The organism is Paraburkholderia fungorum (assembly GCF_046027215.1).
Taxonomy (GTDB): domain Bacteria; phylum Pseudomonadota; class Gammaproteobacteria; order Burkholderiales; family Burkholderiaceae; genus Paraburkholderia; species Paraburkholderia fungorum_D.
The window spans coordinates 301,169-326,224 of the sequence record NZ_JAQQEN010000003.1 but is presented as its reverse complement, the minus strand read 5'-3'; the positions used below and the strand labels follow the sequence as shown (position 1 = coordinate 326,224).

General features: G+C 59.9%; 20 protein-coding genes and 1 pseudogene. 17 read left to right on the top strand and 4 right to left on the bottom strand.

Annotation, left to right across the window (positions count from 1 at the left end; translation table 11 throughout):
• Positions 1-147 precede the first annotated feature (147 nt).
• Positions 148-2,454 carry an NADP-dependent malic enzyme gene (locus PQR27_RS37305; protein ID WP_408528674.1) on the bottom strand — a complete coding sequence of 769 codons (2,307 nt, stop codon included), beginning with the start codon at positions 2,452-2,454 and terminating at the stop codon, positions 148-150.
• A 153-nt stretch (positions 2,455-2,607) separates the two neighbouring features.
• Here PQR27_RS37305 and PQR27_RS37300 point away from each other — a divergent pair, with 153 nt between their 5' ends.
• The 12 genes from PQR27_RS37300 to PQR27_RS37245 all read left to right on the top strand — a co-directional run bounded on the left by PQR27_RS37300 (position 2,608) and on the right by PQR27_RS37245 (position 12,767).
• The gene (locus PQR27_RS37300; protein WP_408528673.1) at positions 2,608-3,522 is read left to right on the top strand and encodes a LysR family transcriptional regulator; all 915 of its coding nucleotides are present in this window, start codon (positions 2,608-2,610) and stop codon (positions 3,520-3,522) included.
• Positions 3,523-3,612: 90 nt separating this feature from the next.
• Positions 3,613-4,554, top strand: a complete 942-nt coding sequence (locus PQR27_RS37295) for a CobW family GTP-binding protein (protein ID WP_408528672.1) — start codon at positions 3,613-3,615, stop codon at positions 4,552-4,554.
• A 66-nt stretch (positions 4,555-4,620) separates the two neighbouring features.
• The gene (locus PQR27_RS37290; RefSeq protein ID WP_046564875.1) at positions 4,621-5,862 is read left to right on the top strand and encodes a tyrosine-type recombinase/integrase; all 1,242 of its coding nucleotides are present in this window, start codon (positions 4,621-4,623) and stop codon (positions 5,860-5,862) included.
• A complete protein-coding gene (locus PQR27_RS37285) occupies positions 5,859-6,800 on the top strand; it encodes a tyrosine-type recombinase/integrase (protein WP_408522924.1) in 942 nt (313 codons plus the stop codon). The genes PQR27_RS37290 and PQR27_RS37285 overlap by 4 nt, the downstream gene beginning before the upstream one ends.
• Entirely contained in the window at positions 6,793-7,788 is a 996-nt protein-coding gene (locus tag PQR27_RS37280) for a tyrosine-type recombinase/integrase (RefSeq protein ID WP_063500947.1), read from the top strand. Before PQR27_RS37285 ends, PQR27_RS37280 begins: the two co-directional genes overlap by 8 nt.
• A gap of 41 nt (positions 7,789-7,829) precedes the next feature.
• Positions 7,830-8,243 (top strand): CobW C-terminal domain-containing protein, encoded by a 414-nt coding sequence (locus PQR27_RS37275; protein ID WP_408528671.1) that lies wholly within the window; start codon positions 7,830-7,832, stop codon positions 8,241-8,243.
• 26 nt (positions 8,244-8,269) lie between these two features.
• Entirely contained in the window at positions 8,270-8,773 is a 504-nt protein-coding gene (locus PQR27_RS37270; protein WP_408528670.1) for a DUF1097 domain-containing protein, read from the top strand.
• 25 nt (positions 8,774-8,798) lie between these two features.
• Positions 8,799-9,542 carry a nitrile hydratase subunit beta gene (gene nthB / locus PQR27_RS37265; protein ID WP_408528669.1) on the top strand — a complete coding sequence of 248 codons (744 nt, stop codon included), beginning with the start codon at positions 8,799-8,801 and terminating at the stop codon, positions 9,540-9,542.
• Positions 9,543-9,575: 33 nt separating this feature from the next.
• Positions 9,576-10,217, top strand: a complete 642-nt coding sequence (gene nthA / locus PQR27_RS37260) for a nitrile hydratase subunit alpha (protein WP_408528668.1) — start codon at positions 9,576-9,578, stop codon at positions 10,215-10,217.
• Positions 10,218-10,219: 2 nt separating this feature from the next.
• Entirely contained in the window at positions 10,220-10,567 is a 348-nt protein-coding gene (locus PQR27_RS37255; RefSeq protein WP_408528667.1) for a nitrile hydratase accessory protein, read from the top strand.
• 84 nt (positions 10,568-10,651) lie between these two features.
• On the top strand, positions 10,652-11,707 hold the full coding sequence (locus PQR27_RS37250) for a HoxN/HupN/NixA family nickel/cobalt transporter (protein WP_408528666.1): 1,056 nt from the start codon (positions 10,652-10,654) through the stop codon (positions 11,705-11,707).
• Between the two features lie 55 nt (positions 11,708-11,762).
• The gene (locus PQR27_RS37245; protein WP_408528665.1) at positions 11,763-12,767 is read left to right on the top strand and encodes a GlxA family transcriptional regulator; all 1,005 of its coding nucleotides are present in this window, start codon (positions 11,763-11,765) and stop codon (positions 12,765-12,767) included.
• A gap of 167 nt (positions 12,768-12,934) precedes the next feature.
• Here the strand turns inward: PQR27_RS37245 and PQR27_RS37240 are convergent, their stop codons facing one another.
• Positions 12,935-13,342 (bottom strand): DUF3331 domain-containing protein, encoded by a 408-nt coding sequence (locus PQR27_RS37240; RefSeq protein ID WP_408528664.1) that lies wholly within the window; start codon positions 13,340-13,342, stop codon positions 12,935-12,937.
• 471 nt (positions 13,343-13,813) lie between these two features.
• Positions 13,814-14,494, bottom strand: coding sequence for a response regulator transcription factor (locus PQR27_RS37235; protein ID WP_408528663.1), 681 nt, complete (start codon positions 14,492-14,494; stop codon positions 13,814-13,816).
• A gap of 238 nt (positions 14,495-14,732) precedes the next feature.
• Between PQR27_RS37235 and PQR27_RS37230 the strand changes: the two are divergent.
• From PQR27_RS37230 to PQR27_RS37215, 4 genes and pseudogenes are all read left to right on the top strand, one after another.
• Positions 14,733-16,127, top strand: a pseudogene (locus tag PQR27_RS37230) (ATP-binding protein); the annotation flags it as partial.
• 192 nt (positions 16,128-16,319) lie between these two features.
• The gene (locus tag PQR27_RS37225) at positions 16,320-20,330 is read left to right on the top strand and encodes a trifunctional serine/threonine-protein kinase/ATP-binding protein/sensor histidine kinase (RefSeq protein ID WP_408528975.1); all 4,011 of its coding nucleotides are present in this window, start codon (positions 16,320-16,322) and stop codon (positions 20,328-20,330) included.
• A 208-nt stretch (positions 20,331-20,538) separates the two neighbouring features.
• On the top strand, positions 20,539-20,907 hold the full coding sequence (locus tag PQR27_RS37220) for a response regulator transcription factor (RefSeq protein WP_408528662.1): 369 nt from the start codon (positions 20,539-20,541) through the stop codon (positions 20,905-20,907).
• A gap of 681 nt (positions 20,908-21,588) precedes the next feature.
• On the top strand, positions 21,589-21,804 hold the full coding sequence (locus PQR27_RS37215) for a hypothetical protein (RefSeq protein ID WP_408528661.1): 216 nt from the start codon (positions 21,589-21,591) through the stop codon (positions 21,802-21,804).
• A 139-nt stretch (positions 21,805-21,943) separates the two neighbouring features.
• On the opposite strand, the gene PQR27_RS37210 is transcribed toward PQR27_RS37215, so the two are convergent.
• Positions 21,944-22,975, bottom strand: coding sequence for a GSU2403 family nucleotidyltransferase fold protein (locus PQR27_RS37210; RefSeq protein ID WP_408528660.1), 1,032 nt, complete (start codon positions 22,973-22,975; stop codon positions 21,944-21,946).
• Positions 22,976-23,674: 699 nt separating this feature from the next.
• Between PQR27_RS37210 and oxlT the strand changes: the two genes are divergently transcribed.
• Complete coding sequence (gene oxlT / locus PQR27_RS37205) at positions 23,675-25,006, top strand: oxalate/formate MFS antiporter (protein WP_408528659.1); 1,332 nt, start codon at positions 23,675-23,677, stop codon at positions 25,004-25,006.
• Positions 25,007-25,056 lie beyond the last annotated feature (50 nt).

The window sequence follows — 25,056 nt, the reverse complement described above, 5'->3', positions numbered from 1 at the left end:
GGTGCATCGCGGTCAACGCGCCGTTAGGCGCAGTAGGGTCGTTCGAGTAGATGGGGCTCGCGTTGCCGGATCGAGAGTGTCCTTGTCGGCCTGGTGCAACGCGCGAATGCTTTGCTGCATCCCTGCGTGACCAGGCCGCGCGATGAATCAGCCGTTTGTGCAGCTGCCCACAACATCCGCCACCAGCAATGCCGTCATGTTGACGATACGGCGCACCGTCGCCGATGGCGTCAGCACATGAACCGGCTTGGCCGCGCCCAGCAGCATCGGCCCGATCGCGATGTTGTTGCCCGCGGCGGTTTTCAGCAGGTTGTACGAAATGTTGGCCGCGTCGATATTCGGCAGCACCAGCAGGTTTGCATCGCCTTCCAGCGTCGATTCAGGCAGCACTTCACGGCGCAGATTCGCGTCCAGCGCCACGTCACCGTGCATTTCGCCGTCCACCTGCAGGTCCGGCGCGCGCTCCTGCAGGATAGCCAGCGTATCGCGCATCTTCTGCGCGGTCGGCGCATTGCTCGTGCCGAAGTTCGAATGTGAAAGCAATGCGACCTTCGGCTCGATACCAAAGCGACGCACTTCCTCAGCGGCCATGATGGTGATCTCGGCCAGTTGTTCCGGCGTCGGGTCCACGTTCACGTGTGTGTCGACCAGGAAAATCTGCCGGTTCGGCAGCACCAGTGCATTCATCGCGGCGTAGACCTTCGCGCCTTCCTTCTTGCCGATCACCTGGTCGATAAAGTGCAGGTGACGATGCGTGGTGGAGACTGTGCCGCAGATCATGCCGTCGGCCTCGCCCCGCTTCACCAGCATCGCGCCGATCAGCGTGGTGCGGCGTCGCATTTCGAGCTTGGCCATCTGCTGGCTGATGCCTTTGCGCGCCATCATGTGGTGATATTCCCGCCAGAAGTCGCGGAAGCGCTCGTCGTGATCGGTATTGACCACCGTGTAGTCCTGACCCGCGATCAGCCGCAGACCGTAGCGCGCGATACGCTCCTCGATCACCGCCGGACGGCCAATCAGGATCGGCTTGGCCAGCTTTTCGTCGACGATGATCTGCATGGCGCGCAACACGCGCTCTTCTTCGCCCTCCGCGAACACGATGCGCTTCTTGTCCGGCTCGACGCTGCGCGCCACCTGGAAGATCGGCTTCATCGTCGTGCCGCTGTGATACACGAACTGCTGCAGATGCTGTTCGTACGCTTCCATGTCCTCGATCGGACGCTCGGCGACGCCGCAATCCATCGCGGCCTTCGCCACCGCCGGCGCGACCTTGACGATCAGGCGCGGATCGAACGGCTTCGGAATCAGGTATTCCGGCCCGAACGACAGGTCCTGAATGCCATACGCCGTCGCGACAATGTCGCTCTGCTCCTGGCGGGCCAGTTCGGCGATCGCGTTGACCGCGGCGATTTCCATTTCACGCGTGACCGTTGTCGCGCCCGCATCCAGCGCGCCGCGGAACAGGAACGGGAACACCAGAACGTTGTTCACCTGGTTCGGGTAGTCGGTGCGGCCCGTGCAGAGCACGGCATCCGGACGCACTTCCAGCGCCAGTTCCGGCAGAATTTCTGGCGTCGGATTGGCCAGCGCCAGAATCAGCGGCTTATCCGCCATCTGCCTGACCATTTCCTGCTTGAGCACGCCGCCAGCCGAGAGGCCGAGGAAAATGTCCGCACCGCCAATTGCTTCGGCGAGCGTGCGGGCTTCGGTTTCGCGTGCGAAGCGTTCCTTGTCCGGGTCCATCAACTCGACACGACCCTTGTAGACCACGCCGGCCAGATCGGTGACGGTGATGTTTTCGAGCGGCAAGCCAATGTCGACCAGCAGATCCAGACAGGCCAGCGCCGCCGCGCCCGCGCCGGACGAGACCAGCCTGACCTCCTTGATGTCTTTGCCGACCACCTTCAAACCGTTGGTAATCGCCGCCGCGACGACGATGGCGGTGCCGTGCTGGTCGTCGTGGAACACCGGAATCTTCATGCGCTTACGGCATTCGCGCTCGACGATAAAGCAGTCCGGCGCCTTGATGTCTTCGAGGTTGATCCCGCCGAAGGTCGGCTCCAGCGCGGCGATCACGTCGACCAGCCTGTGCGGATCGGACTCGTTCAGCTCGATATCGAACACGTCGATGCCAGCGAACTTCTTGAACAGGACGGCCTTGCCCTCCATGACCGGCTTCGACGCGAGCGGGCCGATGTTGCCCAGACCCAGCACCGCGGTGCCGTTCGTGACGACGCCGACGAGATTGCTGCGCGCGGTGAAACGCGCGGCGTTCAGCGGATTCTCGACGATTTCCTCGCACGCGAACGCGACGCCCGGCGAGTACGCCAGCGCGAGGTCGCGCTGGTTGATCATCTGCTTGGTCGGCGCGATGGCGATCTTCCCGGGGGTCGGGAACTCGTGATAATCGAGAGCGGCTTCGCGGAGGTTCTGTGCGGCAATCTTGTTTGTCATTCTCGGGTTACTCGCAAACGGTGGTCGGTACGGTCGAATATCGAAGGCATCAGAAATCAATGACCGTCCAGCGGCGGTGAAGTGGGACGTAATAGCTTATCCGCGGGATACACGTTTAGAATTCACTGCAAATCACTTGTTTATTTACTCTCAGTGAAAACTGACATCGCTTCTGATCTTGAGTTTTTTGTGCTGGTCGCGCGGCACGGCAGCCTCTCGGCGGCCGCCCGAGCGCTCGATCTCACGCCGCCGGCGGCCACCCGACGGCTTGTGCAAATGGAAACCCGGCTCGGTGTGCGACTCGTCAACCGGACAACGCGTAGCGTCAGTTTGACGAACGAGGGCGAGACATACCTCCAGCACGCGACGCGGATTCTGGCCGAAGTCCGCGAAATGGAAGACGTGGTATCAAGCGGCCGCTCGGCGCCACGCGGCCTGCTGCGCGTGAACGCCACCCTCGGCTTTGGTCGCACGGCGATCGCGCCAATCGTTTCCGAATTCGCCAGGCGCTATCCGGACGTCGCGGTGCAGGTTGAAGTGACTGACAGGCCAATCGATCTGGTTGAAAGCGGCTTTGATCTGGCAATCCGGTTTGGCTTGCTGCCCGACAAACGCCTCAATGCGCGTCGCGTGATGTCGAACCGGCGTTTGCTGTGCGCTTCGCCGGGCTATCTGAAGCTGCACGGCATGCCATCCAGCCTTCGCGATCTCAGCGATCACCGCTGCATCATCCATCGGCAGAACGACGATGCCTACGGCATCTGGCGCTTCACGCACGGCGAACAGAGCGAAGTCGTGAAGGTGCGCGGGATGCTGTCGAGCAACGACGGCGATATCGTGCTCGGATGGGCGCTGGACGGCCACGGGATCGCGATTCGTTCGGAGTGGGATCTGGCCAAGTATCTGGACAGCGGCAGGCTGAAGGTGGTGCTGCCAGAATTCGTGCTGCCGTCGGCTGATCTGTATGTCTACTATCCGAGCCCAAGCAATCAGACCATTCGCGCGCGGGCGTTCATCGAATTCCTGGTCGAGCATTTCCAAACGCCGGTCCCGACAAGAGCGGAATAGCCATAGGCGCTGTCCGTTGTTGCGAAATCCGCGCTTTCAATAGCGCTTTTCCGGCTGGTCATCCCCATCGCGCCGCATATTCACGGAGCATTGCGCACCGTCGCGGCGCGTCGAATCCCCCGTCTGCACCAGCGCTTGGCATCGGATTCGTGCCGCTTCTTCGTGCCATTTTGTCCGCATTTTCCGTTCCGGACAAAAACCGCCATATTTTCAGCGCTTTCGGGACAAGCTGGGTTCCCGCACAGACGGATGACGGCGACAGGCCTGGTACTCGCTCTATTGAGTCAGTCTCGATCAGCAACGGACTCTCTCATGAATCGCACACCCACACCGCGCAAGCTTCCCGTCACCATCATCTCCGGGTTTCTTGGCGCGGGTAAAACCACCCTCGTCAATCAGTTGCTGCAGCAACGCGCGCCGGGATCAATCGGCGTGGTCGTCAACGAATTCGGCGAAGTAGGCATCGACGGGCAACTGATCGTCGCCGAAGAACGGGCGCTGGTCGAAATCAATAACGGCTGCGTGTGCTGCACCGTGCGCGCGGACCTCGTCAGCAGTGTGAAAGCGCTGCTGGCGCGTCCGCGGACCGGCGCGGAGCCGATGCAGCGTCTGATCGTCGAGACATCCGGACTGGCCGATCCGGCGCCGGTCCTGCAAACGTTCCTCGCCGATCCCGACCTGCGCGAAGCCGTGGATCTCGAATCGGTCGTGACCGTGGTCGACGCATTGCATCTGCGCCGACAACTCGATGACGACATTGCACGCGAACAGGTGGCCTTCGCCGACGTCATTCTGATCAACAAGCTCGACCTGATCACGGAAGGCGAGCTAATCGCCATCGAACGAACGATCCGTTCATTGAATCCGACCGCCGCCCTCATCACCTCGACCCGTTCGCAACTCCGCGCGGACGCTCTGCTGGGTATGCGCCGCTTCTCGTTTTTATGGGCTCGAGCCCATAATCACGAGTATGGTGTGGTAAAAAAAATGTCGCGGTGCCTCTTAATGACCCTGTATTGCCTGTCAGGTTGACGCGTCTATGGCGACATAATTTCAGGCTGATACTGATATTCCACTGATCAACATTGGGGGAATATCATGTTTGAGACTCTCTTTACGCGTCCGCATGTTCTTGCTGCCCACACGCTCGCACCCTGCGTGGAATCCAGGAAACGCTTCCTCGTACATTGTCAGGAACTGGGTTATCCGCCTAAGTCGATCCGCAAGATCGCGTGGGTCCTGCTGGTTTTTTCGCAGAGCATGGATCTGTCCCGCCCGCGGTTAATAACGCACGAGGAAATCGCGTTTGCGGTTGACCACCGGATTCGTCTCGTTCGAAGTGAGCGCACGAACGAGTCCCGCAGCTCGCGGCTTCTGTTCATCCATACCGCCACGGCCTGGCTGTGTTTTCTGGGGCGTCTGGAGGAACGGCATCCCACGAGAGAACCATTTGTTTGCTATGTCGAACACTACGTCGATTTCATGCGCGACCAGCGAGGACTCTCTCCTGCTACGATTTCAAACTGTCGTGATGAGATCGGTCATTTTCTGGCGATGGTCTGCCGCCCTGACAGGGCAATTGATGCTCTCACTATCCACGACGTCGACACCTACCTCGCGTACCAGGGCAACCATGGCTGGTCCAGAGTGTCATTGCACGCGCTTGCGAGCACGCTGCGCAATTTCTTCCGGTATGCAGAAGGACAAGGCTGGGCCACCAACGTTGCGTGCGGCATTGAAGCACCCGTGGTGTATAGGGAGGAGGGTTTGCCGCTCGGGCCAGATTGGGATGACGTGCAAAGATTCGTCGCCAGTTTTGTCGGCGACAGTGCGATCGATCTACGCAACCGTGCGATGATCATGCTGCTGGTTGTCTACGGACTGAGGCGCGGCGAGGTGGTACTGCTCCGTCTGGAGGATATAGACTGGTGCGGCGAGATCCTTCATGTCCATCGTCCCAAGCAGCGTTGCACACAGCAATATCCGCTGGTGGCAACAGTTGGGAATGCCATTCTGCGTTACTTGAAGGAGGCGCGTCCACGAAGCGCTCATCGTGAGCTGTTCCTGTCGGTTGAGGCGCCGATCCGACCGTTGTCACCTGCGCGCGTAAGCGACATTGTCCGATCGCGTCTCGCAGTGCTTGGCATCGACATCCCGCGGCGTGGCGCACATTGCCTGAGGCATGCCAATGCCCGGCACTTACTCGATGCTGGTTTTGCCCTGAAGGAGATCGGCGATCATCTCGGCCATCGCAGCGCTTCGTCGACGAGAACCTATGCGAAGGTTGACCTGAGCGGACTGAGGCGTGTGGCCGAAATCGATCTGGGGAGTTTGCTATGACGCTCTCCGAAGTTGTCGCCCAATACGTGAGCCACAAACGGGCGTTGGGCATGCGCTTTGATTCCGAAGCGGCCACGCTTGCCTCATTCTGCCGCCGGGTTGATGGCAACATTGATGTGACGTCGGTCACGCTCAGGCATGTACATGACTTCCTGACTGGCAACAGGCCGCTGACTAACCATTGGCGCAAGAGAAGGTCGGTACTTGACTGCCTGTTTCGTTTTGCCCTCTCGCGTGGGCATGTCTCGGCTTCTCCACTTTCTCCCTACAGTCCGGAATTGCCGCCACCGCTGATACCCTATATCTATTCGCAGCAGGAATTAAAGCACCTGCTCGACGTGGCTCCGGCGGCATGCAGTCCATACGGTCTGCTGGATGCATATGTTTTGCGTGCACTCATTCTGATTCTGTATGGCGCTTGCCTGCGCCATGGCGAAGCCTTGCGGCTAACCATGCAGGACGTCAATCTCGACGAAGCCGTCCTGCATGTGCACGAGAGCAAATTCTATAAATCGAGGCTGGTTCCGCTAGGCGCAGATCTGAATAGTGCGATGCGAACCTATGCCCGGCAACGCAACCAGAGATTTGGGCAGGCACCGGCTGCGCCGTTCTTCTGTTTCCGCGATGGTCGCCCTGTGACCCAGAAAGCTGTGTGCAAGGCCTTTCAGCGACAGCGCGCCCTGGCAAACATCCAACGCGAAGGCTGTGCGTCCTGCCAGCCGAGGCTGCATGATTTGCGGCACTCAGGCGCAGTGCACCGGCTAATCGCCTGGTATCGCGGTGGCGTGGAGTTGCAACTGTTGTTACCGCAACTGGCCACCTATCTCGGCCACATCGATCTCGCGAGCACCCAGCGCTACCTCACTCTGACGCCCGAGTTGCTGAATGAAGCGGGCACGCGCTTTGAAACTTACTTCCTTGAGGTGCATCATGAATAACTCATCTCTGCTGGGTCCGTGGATCCGGCGGTTCCTGATCGAGTATCTGGTGGGCGAACGTAACCTTGCCATCAATACGCAAAAAAGTTACCGCGACATGCTCATGCTGTTGCTTCCGTATCTGGCCGCCAAGGTCGACAAACGGATCGACCGCCTGAGCGTTGATGATCTCTCCGCGCAAATGGTCCGCCTGTTCCTGACGCACATGGAAGAACAGCGCCACTGTATGGTCAGCACACGAAATCAGCGGCTCGGCGGCATCCATGCGCTGGCTCGTTTCATCGGCGAACATGCACCGGAATACGTCGAATGGTGGGCACAGATTCATCTGATTCCCGTCAAGAGAACCAGTCGGCCGGAGATCAGCTACCTTAGCAGGCAGGAAATGGACGCCCTGCTCGCAGCCTCTGACATGAATACAGCACAGGGGCAGCGCGAACATGCGTTACTGCTCTTCATGTTTAATTCAGGAGCGCGTGCAAGCGAAGCCGCGCAGCTCAGGATTGGCGACATTGACTGGCACACGCGTTCGGCCAGCATCGTCGGCAAGGGGAACAAACATCGCCGCTGCCCGCTCTGGAAATCCACAATCGAGGCGTTGCGCTCACAGACTGAAGGCAGGGCCGCCGCCGAACCTGTGTTCCTCAACCGGTTCCACCAGACGATGACGCGCTCCGGCATTCATGCTCTGGTGAAGCGCTGCGCTATTCGTGCTGCAGCCAGCGCGCCGTCACTCGCCGGCAAGAATGTGCACCCACATGTGATTCGGCATACAACCGCTTCGCTACTACTGCAGGCCGGTGTCGACATCAATACGATACGCGGCTGGCTTGGGCACGTGTCGTTGGAGACGACCAACATCTATGCCGAGATCAACCTGGAAACAAAGGCGCGGGCGCTGGCGACATGCGAAGTGCAAGGCAATGCCGAAGTACAAAAACAATGGCGTGATCAGCCCGACCTGATGGCCTTCCTCCGCACCCTGTAGCCGAATAATATGTGCTGTTCGATTTCCGCAAAGACGCTGCCTTGGCCTCGTTGGTTATCGACCAGCACATTTTTTTTACCACACCATACTCTCTGCCCACGCTGCTTGCGATCGAGCCCGATCTGCTCGACGAAGGCGCTCACGACCACGAACACGACACGTCGATTCAGTCATGCGCGCTGGTCGAAAAGGGCGAACTCGATGCGACGCGTTTTAACCGTTGGATCAACGAACTCGTGCAGCAGCAAGGCCAGCAACTGATGCGGATGAAAGGGGTCCTCAACTTCCACGCCGAAGCCCGGCAATTCCATTTCCACAGCGTGCATATGTTGCTGGAAGCCGAACCCGGACGCGCATGGCTGAAGGACGAGCCGCGCGAGAACAAGTTCGTGTTCATCGGCCGCAATCTGGATTTTCCGCAACTACGCGAATCGTTTCTCAGCTGTATCCACTAGCTCCACTTACCCTCAAGGAGTCTGCAATGAAGAAGACTGATGCGCTTACCGTCAGTATCGGCGTGCTCGCCGTCGTCGACACCTACGTCACGGCAACGGTGTTACCGGTCCCGGTGTGGGTCACCTTCATCGCGTGGGCGTCGTTCTTCGTGGTCGGTGGCGGTCCGCGCGGCTTCGTGCAGAGTGTCGCGTCGAACCTCACCGGCCTGGTGATCGCATCGCTCTCGCTGCTGGCGATCGCCCATACCGGCCCGGCGCCGCTCGCCGCGGCGATCTGCGTCGGTGTCGGGAGTGCGGCGATGGTGCAGGTATCGAAACTGAAGCTGCTGAGTGTGCTGCCCGCCGTCGTGTGGGGCTTCGCTTCGACGGTCGGCACCACAGTCGCCACCGGCCGCGCGATTACCACGGTCGGCATCCAGAATCCCGCGCTGGTGGCCGCCGCCGCGCTCGTCACCGGCGCCGTCTTCGGCATCGTCTCCGAAGCGCTCGGCGAAGCACTGAGCCACAAACCTCAGCCTCAACTCAACTGACCTCGCACTTCAGGAACCGCACACCATGAAACTACAGCACAGCCTTGGCGGCCTCGAAAACCTCGGCCCCGTCAATGTCGAGACACGGGTCTTCGTCGAGCCGTGGGAAAAGCGCATTTTCGGCATTCATACGGTAATGATGGCGGAAAGCGCGCATCTGTCGGACGCGCTGCCAAAGTACCCGGTGGCGACGCTGCCTACCACGTTCAGGAATACGTGGACCTGGGCGTCGCTGCGCACCGGCGCCGAAGGCATGCAGCCATTCGAATACTTCAAGTACCGGTACTATGAAAAGTGGCTGATGGGGATTTCGCAGTTCTTCATCGATCAGGGCTATGTATCGGTCGACGAACTCGCGCAGAAGACCGCGCATTACCGCGCCCATCCAGATGCGCCGCTGCCTGCACAGCCGAGTCCGGCCATTGCCTCGCAGATCAACGACTACCTCGCAAAAGGTGACTCAGGGCTGAACGCACTGAAGCAGACGCCGCGCTTCGAACCCGGCGCCGAGGTCTGCATAGCCGATCCGGCCGCCGTCGATCACACGCGTTTGCCGGGCTATCTGCGCAACAAGCGCGGTGTGATCGACCTCGTTTATGCGGGCGCCTACTCCTACTTCGTATCCACCGGTCCCGACGGCATCGGCGAGCCGATGCCCGTCTATCGCGTTGCATTCAAGGCCGAGGACATCTGGGGCAAGGACAAGAGCGAACCGAACACGACGATCTACGCCGATCTTTACGAAGCGTATCTCGACACATCGAACTGAATCTCTCCATTCATCATCTGGTACGGAACTAACATGAGCGAACTTTTCAAATACGACGACGACCGCGAGGCCGCGAGCGCAGCCAGGGTCCGGGCGCTCGAAGCGCTTCTGATCGAGAAAGGAGTGCTGGGCAGCGACTCGGTCGATACCGTGCTCAGTCATTTCGAAACGATGGCTGGCCCGTTCAATGGCGCGAAAATTGTGGCGCGCGCGTGGATCGATCCGGCGTTCAGGGAACGCCTCGTCGAAGACACACCGAAAGCCATTGCGGAGATGGATTTCCCGGCCGGGATGGAAGGCGCGGAAGGCGAACACATGGCCGCAGTCGCTAACGGCGACGGCGTTCACAACCTCATCATCTGCACGCTCTGCTCCTGCTATCCCTGGCCCGTGCTGGGTCTGCCGCCCTACTGGTACAAGGACCCGGTGTTCCGCGCGCGCGGCGTGCGCGAACCGCGCGCCGTGCTGAAGGAGTTCGGCGTGCCGGTGTCGGACGACACGGAAGTCAAGGTATGGGACAGCAGCGCGCAAATCCGCTGGTTCGTCATCCCGGAGCGGCCCGCCGGCACCGAAGGCATGAGCGAAGCGGAACTGGCCGCGCTCGTCACGCCCGAAGCGATGATGGGTGTGGCGCTGGTGCCCTCGCCCTCTGCATCGCCACGGCCGGCGGTCTGATCATGTTTACCCGGTTCGAGGAATATGCCGCCTGCAGCATGCTTGGACATCCGGACTCTCCGCCGCGCATGCAAGGCAAACTGCTGTTCGACAAGCCATGGGAACGGCAGGTATTCGGGCTCGCGCTTTCGATGTCGAAGGCCGGGCATTTCGAGTGGGAAGACTTCCGTCAGAACCTCATCGAGTCGATCGCCGAATGGGAAGACGGATACTGCGCGGGGCAGCCGCCGTGGGATTACTACGAGCGCTTTCTGCTCGCCCTCGAAAAGACCGTGACGCAGGCTGGGGTGCTGTCGGCCACAGACATGGCGTCGCTGAATCTGCGCGCGTTGCGTCCGTCCGGCAACTGATCTGTGCCCTTGCTTCTGGCGTTCAGACAAGGGCACGAAAACGCCCGCCGTATCGTCAAACGAAGTTTCATCAGGATATCTACCATGCTCAAGCAACTGTCCAATGTACTTACCGGGTCCGATCCACAGGTCCAGCGCAAGCTCTTCGGCATCTACGGCCTGCTGTTGGTGACGAATGTCGCCGCGTGGATCTGGGCGTTCGTGTCGTTCTGGGACCACCCGGTCCTGCTCGGCACCGCGTTGATCGCCTATGGACTGGGCTTGCGCCATGCCGTCGATGCCGATCACATTGCCGCGATCGACAACGTGACCCGTAAGCTGATGCAGGAAAAGCAACGCCCTGTTGCCGTGGGCTTCTTCTTCTCGCTCGGTCATTCGACCATCATCGTCATCGCCTCGCTCGCGGTCGCAGCAGTCGCCAGCGCGTTGAGCACGCGCTTTGCCCAATACAAGGAATTGGGCGGACTGATCAGCACGTCGGTATCGACCCTCTTCCTGTTCGCGATCGCGTTCCTGAATCTCCTGATCCTGAAATCGATCTTCCAGGCATGGCGCCACGTACGCGCAGGCGGCGCCTACGTCGACGACGACTTCGACATGTTGTTAGCCGATCGCGGCTTCCTCGCACGGATCTTTCGCCCGATGTTCCGGCTCGTCGCGCGTAGCTGGCACATGTTCCCGCTTGGCTTTCTGTTCGGACTTGGTTTCGATACCGCGACCGAGGTGAGCCTGCTCGGCATGTCCGCGTCGCAGGCTTCGCACGGCATCTCGCCTTGGGCGGTGATGGTGTTCCCGGCGCTCTTCAGCGCGGGGATGTCGCTGGTCGATACGCTCGACGGTCACCTGATGCTCGGCGCCTACGGCTGGGCATATCTCAAGCCAATTCGTAAGATCTACTACAACATGACGATCACGCTGGTGTCGGTCGTGGTCGCGCTGCTGGTCGGCACGATCGAGGCTTTGGGTCTGATTTCTGATCACTTGAAGCTCGAAGGCAAGCTGTGGGATGCTATCGGTACGTTGAACGACAACTTCGGCACGCTGGGCTACATCATCATTGGTATCTTCGCCGCGAGCTGGATCGTATCGATGGTGCTTTACCGAACCCGGCGCTTCGACGAACTCGAGACGAGTCGCTAGGCGAGCGCATGCGGCATGCGCCGCGCCAGGCTCGGCTCCATTTTGACTGACACCTATGCGCAAGATCACCGTCGGAATGGTCCTGTACCCGGGATTCCAGCTGCTCGATATCGCGGGCCCCAAGGACGCCTTTGCGGAGGTCCGCGTGCTCAGTCAGGGGGCCTGCGAATACGAAATGCTGACGATCGGCACGACGCGGGGCAGCGTGCTGTCTTCCAGCGGGCTGACAGTCATGCCGGACCGGACCATCTTCGATCCGTGTCCGCATTTCGACACGGTGATCGTGCCCGGCGGCCTCGGTGTATTCGAAGTACTTGAAGACTCGACGCTCAGCGAATGGCTCGCGAGGCAGCACAAGAGTACCCGGCGGATCGCCGCTATCTGCAACGGCGTTTTTGCCTTCGGCGCCGCCGGCATGATCGATAACCGGACGGTCACGACACACTGGATGGACGCCACGCGTCTTTCATCGATGTTTCCGAAGGCGAAGGTCGAACCCGACCAGATCTACGTGAACGACAGCGGCCTCTACACGACCGCAGGCGTGACCGCCGGCATCGATCTCGCGCTGGTCATGATCGAAGGAGACTTCGGCAAGCAAATGGCGCTCGACGTCGCGAAGTATCTGATCGTGTACGTGCGCCGCGCGGGTGGCCAGTCGCAGTTCAGCCCGCTGCTGGAAACCCAGGCCGCCAGCGATTCCCAGATCCAGTCGATTCAGCAATACCTGCTCGACAACCTTCATCTGAATCATACGACCACGTCGCTTGCGCACCGGCTCAAAATGAGTCCCCGCAACCTGTCGCGCATCTTCACCAAGGAATGCGGCGTCAGTCTCATCGCATTCCTGAACGACGCGCGCATCGACGCCGCGCGCCGTTACCTCGAAAGCACCCGCCACCCGATCGGCGAAATCGCGAAGCGTTGCGGTTTTGAGAGCGCGGATACACTTCGGCGCACATTTAGCCGCCGGCTTCAGATCAGTCCCGTTGAATACCGGCAGCGCTTTCGCTCCGGCGATCCGGTGAATGACGGGGCTGCTGCTCTCCGTCATCGATGACGACAGCGATCGAGGATCGCGCGAATTGCACGCGATCCTCGATACGCGTCCTGGTTTCAGCTTGAACCGTCTGTGGTCAAAAGGTGGAGCGCACCTTGAGAGGGCCAGCGCCCTGGCGATGCTTTACTGACGAGTCTAAGTCAACCCACGCCCAGCTGCAGCGCGTCTCAGGCGCGTGTGCTGGCCTTGTGCAGCTCGCTGGCCAGAATCAATGCATCGCTGTTGAGTGGGATGAACCGTCCGCGGATTCGGGGGCGATAGACCGGGTCACCCTTGCGGATGTGTTCGCCAGACAGGGCGCAACGCCCCGCCGCGGGAGCGAGACATGGTGCCCAGATTTGCTCCTCGTAGTTGCAAAGCGTGGCGTCGTGCCAGCGCAACGCGAACAGCGAATTGGACAGCTCCTCCACAACCGTCACGGTATAGGTGCGCACGTCACCACCGTTCGACTCAGGCGAACTGGGCGGATGCGATGATGGATGACGGGACGCGGACAGCACAGGGAAATCAGCCGCATGACAAGATTCACGTTCCGGCAGGATGTCAGAAGTCGTATTGGGTTCATCGCTCAACATCGTTTGCGATCCTTAGCAAAGAGTGAAGCAGCAGTCGAACAACGGTAGCGGCCGAATAACTGACGACTTATGGCTACTGAATGCATATGGTGGAGAAGTCGACGGTACGGCGATAAATGGTCCTGCCAAGCCACGGCACGAACGTGTACTCGCCATATGAGTTGCTCCCGATATGGATCCAGCTGCGTAGAACATGTGACACGATGATTCCTTGGAGACGTAGGAAGGGAACCGGTCGGGCGGCCATCCAAAGTGCCATGTGGTGGTCGGGCCGAACTGCGAGCCCCGCGTCGCATTAACAGCGCGCGTGTCGCGATAAGAGAAGAGTAGGTTTAGCCGGAGGGCGAGTCTACTCTACGGTTGGATATGCCGATGCCGCATTAGCGTAACCCGCTTATACGGACGTATAGGCGCAGCAAGGAGGCTTCACTGAGCTTGCCCCGTAAAGCGACGCTTCCGGAAGATGCGCCCTCAGCTATGACGGCCGTCGGGCAGACAGGGCTTGATACCAAGCGATTCAGCCTTGCGGACGAGATCCGGCATCGAGCGCGCGTTCATTTTTCGCATGACCTGTCCACGGTGGACCTTGACCGTGATCTCGCTCAAGTTCATCTCGGAGGCAATCTGCTTGTTCAGAAGACCGGACAAGACAAAGCCCATCACCTCTTTCTCGCGCGGCGAAAGAGACCCGTACGAAGCGCGCAGACCGGTTAACGCGGCTTCTGCCGCGAGCCGCTCGCTGTCTCGCGCCAAGGCCTGAGCAACTGCGTCAAGCATGTCCTGGTCTTTGAATGGCTTCGCGAAGAAATCGAGCGCGCCAGCCTTCATGGCCTTCACGCCCATTTCGATGTCGCCATGACCGGTCATGAATACGACGGGAATATGCATGCCGCTATCAACGAGCTCCTGGTGAAAAGCCATGCCGCTTTTCCCGCGGAGTCGCACGTCCAGGATGAGGCAACTCGGTCCTGCGGAGTGAGGAAACTGGAGAAATTCGTCCGGGGACTCAAACGTTTCGACGCGCAAGCCTACGGAGCGCAAAAGCAGGTCAAGGGCCCGCCGGATTCCCCCGTCGTCATCGACAACGTAGACGACGGAACCTTCGGTTGCTTCGGATTCGTCCGTCATGCGGCGGGTCGGTCTGGTAGTCATCTGGACACCTCGCGAAGCTGAACGATTGTCGCCTCCTGATGGCGTCTCGTCTTGCGCTCGACACCTTGCCAATGCTCATGCATCTCATTGGCAACCGAGTAAACTAATTGTAAATCGTTGCGGGTCACCACGCGATCACTTTGGATGAGGCCAACGTTCGTGCGGGCCTGCGCCCCATTCAACAGCAGAATGCAACGTGCAGGTGTCGGGCCAGGTCGTCGGCAGACAAGGGGGAGCAATGATCATTGCGAATTGTCAGACCATTGATCGGGTCTACATGACTGCGGGCTCGGACCTCTACCGCGCCCGCCGCTTGACCGATGGGATGCCTGTGCTTCTGAAGCTCCTTCCCGAACACGCCGGCGCAGCCCAAGCCGCTCGTTTTAAGCGCGAATACCTGCTCCTTCAAACGTTGAAAATCGCTGGTGTTGCCAAGCCGCTCTCCCTGGTCGATGACCGCGGACGCCTGGTGTCGGTTCTGGAAGATTTCTCAGGCGAGTCGCTCGAGACGGTTTTGTGCCACGGCCCGAGCCTGGAGCTGCCTCGCTGCCTCGCTATCGCCCTTCACCTGGCCGATGCATTGGCAAGCATCGATACCGCCCACGTCATCCATCGAGATTTGCGGCCGGCAAATATTCTGGTTGCGCCAGAAGCCGGCAATGTTCTGCTGGTGGATTTCAGCCTCGCGACGACCCACGAACACACCGTCTCGCCCGAGGACGTTGTCGTATCCGTGGGCGAGTGGGCGTATATGTCCCCCGAGCAAACCGGCCGCATGAATCGACCGGTAGATCACCGGACCGATTGCTATTCGATGGGTGTGGTGTTCTATCGCATGCTGACCGGTCAGTTGCCGTTCCAGGCGAGCGATCCGCTGGAGTGGACGCATTGCCATATCGCCCGTATGCCGCCGCCGCCATGCGAAATCGCGCCCGCAGTACCGCAACCGGTGTCGGACATCGCGATGAAACTGCTGGCCAAACTACCGGAGGATCGTTATCAAAGCATGCGTGGCGTGCAATCCGATCTTGACCGCTGTCTGGCGCAATGGCGTGCTTCCGGCCGGATCGAGCGGTTCGGCGTCGGCATGGACGATCTATCGGATCGCTTCCAGATTCCACACAGACTGTACGGGCGCGATCAGGAATCGGATACGCTCCTTGGTGCGTTCGAACTCATGGCGGCCACCGGCCGGGCAGCGCTTGCCACTGTGTCCGGGTACTCCGGCATCGGCAAGTCATCGCTGGTCGACGCCTTGCGCAAGCCGATTATCGCGAAGCGTGGTTACTTCATTTCAGGCAAGTTCGATCAGTACCAGCGCGACATTCCCTATGCCACACTTACGCAAGCGTTTGGCGAGTTGGTGCAGCAACTGCTGGCTGAAAGTGCCGCGCGGATCGCCGGCTGGCGGCAACAACTGCAGGCTGCGGTCGGGGTCAACGGCCAGCTCATTCTCGATGTGCTGCCCAAAGTCGAATTGATCATCGGCGCGCAAGCTCCGGTGCCGGCGCTGCCGCCGACTGAGGCTCAAAACCGGTTCCGTCTGGTCTTCCGGCAATTCGTGACCGTGTTCACGAGCAAGGCACATCCGCTGGTCCTCTTCCTGGACGACCTGCAGTGGATCGACGCAGCCAGCCTGGCGCTCGTCGAGCACCTGCTCACGCACCCAGACACCTGTTATCTGCTGCTGATCGGCGCCTATCGCGACAACGAAGTGAGCGGTACGCATCCACTTATGAAGAGCCTCGCTGCGATCCATCACAGTGGCACGCCGGTGGTCGACATTCAACTCGCGCCGTTATCCGCCGCACATCTGAACCAGTTGGTGGCCGACACGCTGCATGCGCCACCCGCGAGCTGCGAGCCGCTCACACACCTCATTTGCGAACGTACCGAGAGCAACCCGTTTTTCTTTATCCAGTTCCTGGATGCGTTGCACAAGGAGGGCTTGCTACGGCGTGATGCACAGATCCAGGCATGGCAGTGGGACCTGGAACAGATCAAAGCGAAAGACTTTGCCGACAACGTCGTCGATCTGATGTTGGGCAAGTTACGGCAACTGCCGGTCCCGGCACAAGAAGCGCTGCAGTTGGCCGCTTGCCTCGGCAACAGGTTCGACCTGCGGATTCTCGCGCTGGTCAGCGGCCAAGCCGAGGTCGAGCATCACCTTGCGCCCGCGGTCCACGAAAAATTGATCTTGCGCACCCACGGCAGCGGCAAGTTCCTGCACGACCGGATCCAGCAAGCGGCTTATTCACTGATTCCCGAAGGACGCCGCAGTGAAGTACACCTGCGTATCGGCCGCGTGCTCCTCTCGAACATGACGACCGACGAGCTTGCCGACCATCTGTTCGATGTGGCGAACCAGTTCAACCGGGGCGCTGCGCTGATCACGGCGCAGGCGGAGCGCGAGCGCGTCGCTGAGCTTAATCTCACCGCTGGCATGCGTGCCAAGGCAGCGACGGCCTATGCATCGGCACTGGCCTACTTTACTGCCGGAGACGCGCTGGTGTCAGAGGATGGCACGAACCGGCACGATGCGCTCACGTTCTCGCTCGGTTTTCAGCGTGCCGAATGCGAATTCCTGAACGGCTACCTGACGGCGGCGGAACAACGGCTGTCGATGCTTTCGCACCGCGCCGCGAACCTTATCGATAAGGCTGTCGTCGCATGCCTGCGCATGGCACTTTATATGAACGCGGGACAAGCCGACCGTGCCGTTGAAGTGAGCCTCGACTATCTCCGTGCCGTCGGCGTCACGTGGTCGGCGCACCCGCGGAAGGAGGAGGTGCAACAGGAGTACGAGCGATTGTGGCAACGACTGGGCAACCGCTCGATCGAGCAGCTTCTCGATTTGCCTTTGATGACCGATCCGGTCTGCCGCGCCACCCTGGACGTACTCACAGCCGTCCAGCCGCCCGCCCATGCCACCGACATGAACCTGTATTGCCTCATCGCCGGCCGAATGGCGAATCTGAGCCTCGAGCACGGAAACAGTGATGGATCGGGATTCGCCTACGTCATGCTCGGCATGACCCTCGGGCCGCAATTCGGTGATTACCGGGCCGGGTTCCGGTTCGGCAAGCTCGGCGTCGATCTGGTCGAGAAGTACAGGATGGATCGCTTCAAAGCCCGTGTCTACGCGTGCTTTGGCGCCTTCATCGTTCCCTGGACGGGGCACATACGTGCGGGTCGCGCGTCACTGCGGCTCGCCTTTGACATGGCTAACCAAACCGGCGACCTCACGTTTTCCGGCTATTGCGCCAACAACCTGGTCACCAATCTTCTAGGTGCGGGAGATCCGCTCGGCGATGTGCAGCGAGAAGCCGAAATCGGCCTCGAGCTCGCGCACAAAATGCAGTTCGAATTCGTCGCCGATGTCATGACTGCGCAACTCGGGCTGATCAAGGCGCTCCGCGGTCTGACGCCCAATTTCGGTTCGTTCAACGATACTGCGTTCGACGAAGGCCGGTTCGAGCAACATTTAGGCGCGGATCTGAAGCTGGCACTCGTCACCTGCTGGTATTGGATTCGCAAGTTGCAAGCGCGTTTCCATGCAGGTGACTACGCTTGCGCCATCGCGGCGGCGTCGAATGCTGAGCTGTTGCTGTGGACGACGCCATTCTGCTTCGAGGTGGCGGAATATCATTACTATGACGCACTGGCGCGCGCAGCACACTGCGATTCGGTATCGGCTGACGAACGAGCCAGGCATCTGGAGGCGTTGTCCGCTCACCATAGGCAACTTCAGAAGTGGGCGAACAACTGCCCCGAGAATTTCACGGATCGCGCCGTGCTGATAGCCGCGGAGATTGCCCGACTCGAGGGGCGCGACTCCGACGCCATGCGGCTTTACGAACAGGCCATTCAATCGGCACGCGAGCACCACTTCGTTCAGAACGAGGCAATCGCTTATGAGCGCGCATCGGCGTTCTACCGGACGCGTGGATTCGAGACAATTGCCGACACATACATGCGAAAAGCGCGTGACGGCTTTGCGCGCTGGGGCGCCGACGGCAAGGTCAGGCAGATCGACGAGCACGCGCCGCAACTGCGCGAAGAGCCGGCTTTATCGGCGGCCACTGCGTTCGGCAATGTTGCACAACTGGATTTGCTGTCGGTCACCAAGGCCTCGCAGGCCATCTCCGGCCAGATCGTGCTCGAGGATCTCGTCGACACGCTGATGCACATCCTGCTTGAAAATGCCGGGGCGCAGACCTGCCACTTGCTGCTCGTCCGCAACGAAAGCCTGGTCCTCGCGGCCGAAGCGAGCGTCGACCAGCAGACGATCCAGGTACGGCGGCATCTGGGGTGGCCGCTGTCCACGCAGGCGTTGCCGGAATCGTCCATGCGCGAATCGGCGCTCCCCGCGTCCATCATCAATTACGTGCGGCGCTGCCAGGAGCGGGTCTTGCTGACGGATGCCATGCAATCCAACCCCTTTGCGGCAGACGACCATTTTGCCCGCCGGCAACCGAAGTCCGTGTTGTGCCTGCCGATCATGCGGCGCTCCACGTTGATCGGCCTGTTGTATCTGGAGAACAATCTGGCTACGCATGCGTTCACACCCGAACGCGTGACCGTGCTGGAACTGCTGGCCTCCCAGGCGGCGATCTCGCTGGAGAACGCGCTGCTTTATGCCGACCTGCAGCGGGAGAACAGCGAGCGCAAGCTCGCCGAGGAAGAGCTACGCGAGCGCGAAGCACGCATCCGGCGACTGGTCGAGTCGAACATCATCGGAGTGTTCTTCTGGAACGTGGCCGGTGTCGCCATCGACGCGAACGACGCGTTTCTTCGGATCGTAGGTTATTCGCGAGAGGAACTGCTGTCCGGCCACGTCCAATGGGCCGCCATGACGCCGCCGGAACATCGCGCCGCCGATGCGCGGGCGCTTGAAGAATTACGGCAGCGCGGGCGTTCCCAGCCCTATGAGAAGGAATATATCCGCAAGGACGGCGGGCGCATCCCGGTTCTGGTCGGCGGCGCGCTAATGGAGGGCTCGGGGGAAAACGGCGTAGCGTTCGTGCTCGACCTGACCGATCAGAAAGCGGCCGAGGCGGAACTCGCAGCGCGACGGACCGCGGCCACACAGGCGGAGGAGCAGTTGCAGGCGTTGCAGGTGGAACTGGCTCATGCAACCCGCGTAACGACGCTTGGGGAACTGAGTGCATCCATCGCCCACGAAGTAGGCCAGCCGCTCGGTGCGATCGTAACCAGTGGCGAAGCCTGCCTGCGATGGCTCGGTCACAGGAATCCGCAGCCAGAAGAGGTGCGGGCCTGCGTGGAGCATATGATTGGCGAAGGTAGGCGCGCGAGTGAAATTGTCCGGCGTATCCGCACGCTCACCAGAAAGGCCACGCCGCGGAAGACACAACTGGAAATCAACGATGTGGTCAATGACGTTGTATCCCTGGTTCAACGCGAAGTCCTGAATCAACGTGTTTCGTTGCACCTCAAGCTTGCCTCCGGGTTGCCTCCCTTGCTCGGCGATCGGGTTCAGCTTCAGCAAGTCCTCATCAACCTGGTCATAAACGGTATCCAGGCGATGACTGACATCCGTGATGACCCACGTGAACTACTGATCGAGTCCCATCGGGATAGCGATGGATACGTCGTGGTCGCTGTACAGGACTCCGGCCCGGGCATCAATCCGGAAAGCGCCAACCGGCTGTTCGACGCTTTCTTCACCACCAAGGCCGAAGGAATGGGCATGGGATTGTCGATCTGCCGTTCGATCATCGAAGCCCACGGAGGACAGGTGTGGGCGTCCAACAATGCCGGGCACGGGGCCATCTTCCAGCTTAGCCTGCCTTCGATTAGCGGGGGCGCGTCTTGAAGGGCAAACCGGCACGGTAACGAGGGCAACAGTCGGTAATGCTCGAGAGCACGATCGAGACGCGCCCGAATCGGCGCTATGCTCATGAACCGTTTATACATTCGTATCATTTCCGTGCGGCGGCTTCTGGTCTACGATTGATTTAAGTCGCATGCCACACGATTCCGTCTGGCACGCTCCGCTTTCAGTGTGCCGAGGCCCGTCGCTTGTGTCTTCTCAGATTATTTCCATTGTCGACGACGATGAGGGTTCCCGGGTGGCGACCGCAAGTCTGGTTCGTTCGCTAGGGTGGCAGGCACGAGCGTTTACATCGGCGGAAGAATTTCTGGAATCCGGGTTAATCGGCGAAACGTCATGCCTGATTTCGGATATACGGATGCCGGGCTTGTCCGGAATCGAATTGCACGACCGCCTGCTGGCCCTTGGATACGCATTTCCGATCATTTTCACCACGGGATTCCCGACTGCGGCCCTTGAGGCCAAAATTCAGGCCAGAGGCGCCCCTCCTTTCCTCGAGAAGCCCGTTGACGCCGCCACTGTCGAGCGGCTGCTCAATCTTGCGCTGGGTCAGCCATAGCGCGTTGCCAGCTCGTCAGAAGACTGCCGTCGCGCCGAGCCACACAATCAAGACCCGCACAGCTTCAGTTCCCCCCGCGTCGTCAGGACGATTCCTGGCCGCACGGCTTCACGCCTGCGGATATTGCCTTTCGAACAAGCACTTCGTTGCGAAGGACACATTTCGTCGCCTTCAGCAGTTGCGCGAGTTATACGCGGGTATGAGATTCCTATCCACATGCGCCGGCGTTCGAACCGTTCGTAGAATGGTTTCGCGTGCCTCCGACCTGTACATTGTTTTCAAGGCCAATGTGCGAGCGTGATGCGCGCGACATGGTCAGTCCTGTTCATCACCGGTTCGTTCGATCGATACGCGAACCTGAATCCGGTTTCTCTACGATTGATGCTCACTGTTCGTCTCGCGGCCTGGGCCGTGGACCCGCTGCGCAATCGTGCGCCCATGCTGTCAGCCGGTGGTGGCCGCTGCAATTGTGGCATTTCTGAAGGAGGAGCAGCCGATGATGACCATCGTGCTTATCTACATGTCCAGCTTTCTTGTCGTCGTGGCGACTGCGCTTGTTGCGATGATTAAGACCATAGCGCATCCCAATCGTTGAAACGAGGAAATGTCGTATCTATCCGCTGCCGTTATCCGCATCTGCGCGATTTGACCACGCGCATTTTCGATGTTGTGGAGATTGTCATGTTCATCCAGTCCGACCAGATAGCACTGCCTCTTTCGTCCGAACTCGACCTGTGCGCATGGGCAAACGCCGTGTACGAAAAAGCCGTCGGAGAAGGCTTCATTCGCGTGCCATGGGAACCTGATGAAGCGATCGTCCGGCGATTGCAGGCTTACTTCCACACCGGCCTGTCGCCTGCCGAAGCCGCGCGCGCGTGCTTCTGTCTGAACCACTAATGCGAACCCGGCCCGAGTTCATCAGCCGGTTTCAGGTTGTAGTCGTTCCGTCCGAACGTGACGGCCGCGCCAGTCTGACTGGCACAACGACTAAGCGGCGCGGGCGGCGCACGCTGCGGTCGCGCCATCGTCCGGATACCTAAGTGACCAGATTGCCCAGGAAGTCGCGTGTGCGCTCCGACAAACCCTGGCTGAGCCGCAAAGCGAGCGCCGAAGCCTGGGCAACTTTCGGGCGGGCGCCCTCCTCCAGTTCGTCCGCCGCAATCGTTAGCCAGTCTGGAAATTTTTCCATGAGAGCGTCAATCAGCACACAGGCCTGACGACGATCTTTATCCGCTTTGGCGGCGCGTGACGCGTCCCGTAGCGTGCTGACGATGAGCTTGTGAAGGGCAAATCTCGCAGGATCAGGCAACTGCACCGGAACGACGTGTTCCTTGCCGAGGATAAAGCCACGGGTCGTGTCGGACACGAGGTACCTGAAATACGGAAGCCCGGTCGCGTGCGCGCGTATGTGCGGCAGCGGCCTGGCTTCATACGCCTCAGTACCCGGAACCAGCAGATCGACTTTCAAAGGCTGGCCTCTTGCCTTGAATGACGTTGACGGTCTACGTGCGTCCAGTTCGGGTACTTCGAGAAACGAAATACTGCTGTCGCGCAGAATCTCGAGAAAGCTACGGTCTTCCGGGATGGCAAGCGAAATTGAACCGGTGCTTCCGATGTCGATGTCCTCGGTCTTGTAATTGGCCGGCAGACGAACGCCCAGACTATTCAGAAGCGCGCCAAATGCGTGCGAGCCGACAAGCACCCCGCCGTGGTTGAAGATGCCCGCGTTGAACAGCGTTGCAATGGTCAGCGCCGAAGAGTTATCGGCAGCGGCAAAGCCGGCCTTACGCAACAACTGAACATCTGACCCGATTGCCCGCATCTCCGCGCTCTCAAGCACCTTGGCCTCGAGCGCCGCATCGGTAGCCGGTTCTCCCGACCGGCCTAACGACGTTTCCTTATGCTTGCCGGATGCCAGGTAAACTCGCCAGTAAAGATACGTCTTCCCGTCGACTGTCTTCTGTGCAGCCGAGCCCGGAGAATGCAGGGGGATGGACGTTTGTGTGCTGGCGTGTTCGGTGACAGAGGAATAGAGGGTTTGAAGCGCGTCGTTGTGGAAGTTCGGCATGATCGTGGCACCTATACCTGATTTTTCGATTATAAGGTATAAATGACAGCCGGCCGAATTTATACCTTTTTATCATTTAGTAAGGTATAAACTGCTTCAGAGCAGCTGGAGGCAGCTGAGACCGCGCTCGTCAGACGAACGCTCAACTAGAACAATAAACAATGGTTAAAGCTTCTGCGGAAGACGATATTGTTTTATTTATACATTCGTCCGTCGAGCTATGACAGCGCCGACATCTGCGTGCCCGGACAGTGGCCCTCGATGCACCGCCCAGCCGTCTGAGCAATGGCTTCGCGTCGATATAGGTCAGCTTCGCAATCCGCGCCTCCCGTTGATCGGAAATTCCTCAAACGTAGACACGAAGGGCGGCAGGCGCTTGTTCCTTCCCGCGTAATACGTACGCCTCAGCACCTCACAGCCAGCCTCGGCGAGCCCATATATTAGGGATGCCTAATACAAATCATAAAATGTTTTAATTTTTAGTTATCGCTGTTCACGCGCAGCATGTCCTCAAACGCGCTGCCTGCAAACGCTTTTTACTCAATTATTGCGGGCAAATGGGTAAGGGTTTTCGTTAGTTCAATTTCTGGCCGACCATTGGCGCTTCATTGCCCGCAGACAGACCCGCGATGAAGCGATTCGATCACGTAAGTCCAACGTGCCGCTCGAGCGCGACGGAATCTACAGGAGACGGAAGACATGGCCTATACCAACGTAGCCGAGGGTGGCAGTACGGCGCTCAGGCATAACCGCTGGGTCCAACTGACGATCGGTATCGTGTGCATGGGACTCGTTGCAAACCTGCAATACGCGTGGACGCTGTTCGTCGTACCCATGGACAACGCGCACCATTGGGGCCAGGCGGCAATTCAAACCGCGTTCACGGTCTTCATCGTCACCGAAACCTGGCTCGTGCCCGTGGAAGGTTGGCTCGTCGACAAGTTCGGGCCGCGCCCGGTTGTGATCGGCGGTTCGCTATGCGCGGCGCTCGGCTGGGTCATCGACGCGCATGCGAGCAGTCTCGCCGAGCTATACGTCGCGGCAGTGATCGCCGGTATCGGCGCGGGGTGCGTGTACGGCACGTGTGTCGGCACGGCGCTCAAATGGTTTCCGGACAAGCGCGGTCTCGCGGCCGGCTTGACCGCGGCAGGTTTCGGCGCCGGTGCGGCCGTCACTGTGATTCCCATCGCCAACATGATCCAGCGTTCGGGCTACGAGCACACGTTCATGTTCTTCGGCATTTTTCAGGGCGTCTGCATTCTGCTGCTCGCCACCATGCTGACGCGGCCGAAGCCGCCCGCAACCGCGGTCGCGGCCAAACGCGTGGTCGCCAGCAAGATCGACTACACGCCTGGCGAGATGATCCGTTCGCCGCTTTTCTGGGTGCTGTATCTGATGTTCGTGTTGGTCGCGGCCGGCGGCATCATCGCGACGGCACAGCTTGGGCCGATCGCGAAGGAATACGGCTTTGCCAAGCTCCCGGTGAGTCTGATGGGTATCACGCTGCCGCTGTTGACGATGACGCTGTCCATAGACAATTTGTGCAACGGCTTCACGCGTCCATTGTGCGGTTTCCTGTCGGACCGCATCGGCCGCGAAAATACGATGTTCATGATCTTTCTCGGCGAAGGCGTCGCACTGCTAGGGCTGATGCAGTTCGGCCACAACCCGTACGCATTCATGTTCTTCGCCGCCGCCGTGTTCCTGTGCTGGGGCGAGATCTTCTCGATCTTCCCGGCGACCTGCGCGGACACCTTCGGCAGCAAATACGCCGCGGCCAATGCGGGGACGCTCTATACCGCGAAGGGTACGGCGTCGATGCTGGTGCCCATAGCATCCGTGCTCTCGGCGAACGGCGGGTGGAGCACCGTGTTCATTTCGGCGGCTGTTGTATCGATCGCGGCAGCCGTTTGCGCGAAGTTCATCCTCGCGCCCATGAGAAAGCGCTGGATCGAAAACTCCGGAGTGCCTGCTGCGACGCTCGTCGCGCAAGCGCGGCTGCAGCCGGTATCCGGCAGCTCGCCTGAATGAATAACAACGTGAGCGCGCGGCTCACGACGAACTTCACAATGCCCCGCCAC

What these genes read in the sequence shown, in the direction of transcription:
- PQR27_RS37305 (WP_408528674.1), bottom strand. Translation starts at nt 2,454, where the DNA reads ATGACAAACAAGATTGCCGCACAGAACCTCCGCGAAGCCGCTCTCGAT.
- PQR27_RS37250 (WP_408528666.1), top strand. Translation starts at nt 10,652, where the DNA reads ATGCTCAAGCAACTGTCCAATGTACTTACCGGGTCCGATCCACAGGTC.
- nthA (WP_408528668.1), top strand. Translation starts at nt 9,576, where the DNA reads ATGAGCGAACTTTTCAAATACGACGACGACCGCGAGGCCGCGAGCGCA.
- PQR27_RS37240 (WP_408528664.1), bottom strand. Translation starts at nt 13,342, where the DNA reads ATGTTGAGCGATGAACCCAATACGACTTCTGACATCCTGCCGGAACGT.
- PQR27_RS37245 (WP_408528665.1), top strand. Translation starts at nt 11,763, where the DNA reads ATGCGCAAGATCACCGTCGGAATGGTCCTGTACCCGGGATTCCAGCTG.
- PQR27_RS37235 (WP_408528663.1), bottom strand. Translation starts at nt 14,494, where the DNA reads ATGACTACCAGACCGACCCGCCGCATGACGGACGAATCCGAAGCAACC.
- oxlT (WP_408528659.1), top strand. Translation starts at nt 23,675, where the DNA reads ATGGCCTATACCAACGTAGCCGAGGGTGGCAGTACGGCGCTCAGGCAT.
- PQR27_RS37280 (WP_063500947.1), top strand. Translation starts at nt 6,793, where the DNA reads ATGAATAACTCATCTCTGCTGGGTCCGTGGATCCGGCGGTTCCTGATC.
- PQR27_RS37290 (WP_046564875.1), top strand. Translation starts at nt 4,621, where the DNA reads ATGTTTGAGACTCTCTTTACGCGTCCGCATGTTCTTGCTGCCCACACG.
- PQR27_RS37270 (WP_408528670.1), top strand. Translation starts at nt 8,270, where the DNA reads ATGAAGAAGACTGATGCGCTTACCGTCAGTATCGGCGTGCTCGCCGTC.
- PQR27_RS37285 (WP_408522924.1), top strand. Translation starts at nt 5,859, where the DNA reads ATGACGCTCTCCGAAGTTGTCGCCCAATACGTGAGCCACAAACGGGCG.
- nthB (WP_408528669.1), top strand. Translation starts at nt 8,799, where the DNA reads ATGAAACTACAGCACAGCCTTGGCGGCCTCGAAAACCTCGGCCCCGTC.
- PQR27_RS37210 (WP_408528660.1), bottom strand. Translation starts at nt 22,975, where the DNA reads ATGCCGAACTTCCACAACGACGCGCTTCAAACCCTCTATTCCTCTGTC.
- PQR27_RS37255 (WP_408528667.1), top strand. Translation starts at nt 10,220, where the DNA reads ATGTTTACCCGGTTCGAGGAATATGCCGCCTGCAGCATGCTTGGACAT.
- PQR27_RS37215 (WP_408528661.1), top strand. Translation starts at nt 21,589, where the DNA reads ATGTTCATCCAGTCCGACCAGATAGCACTGCCTCTTTCGTCCGAACTC.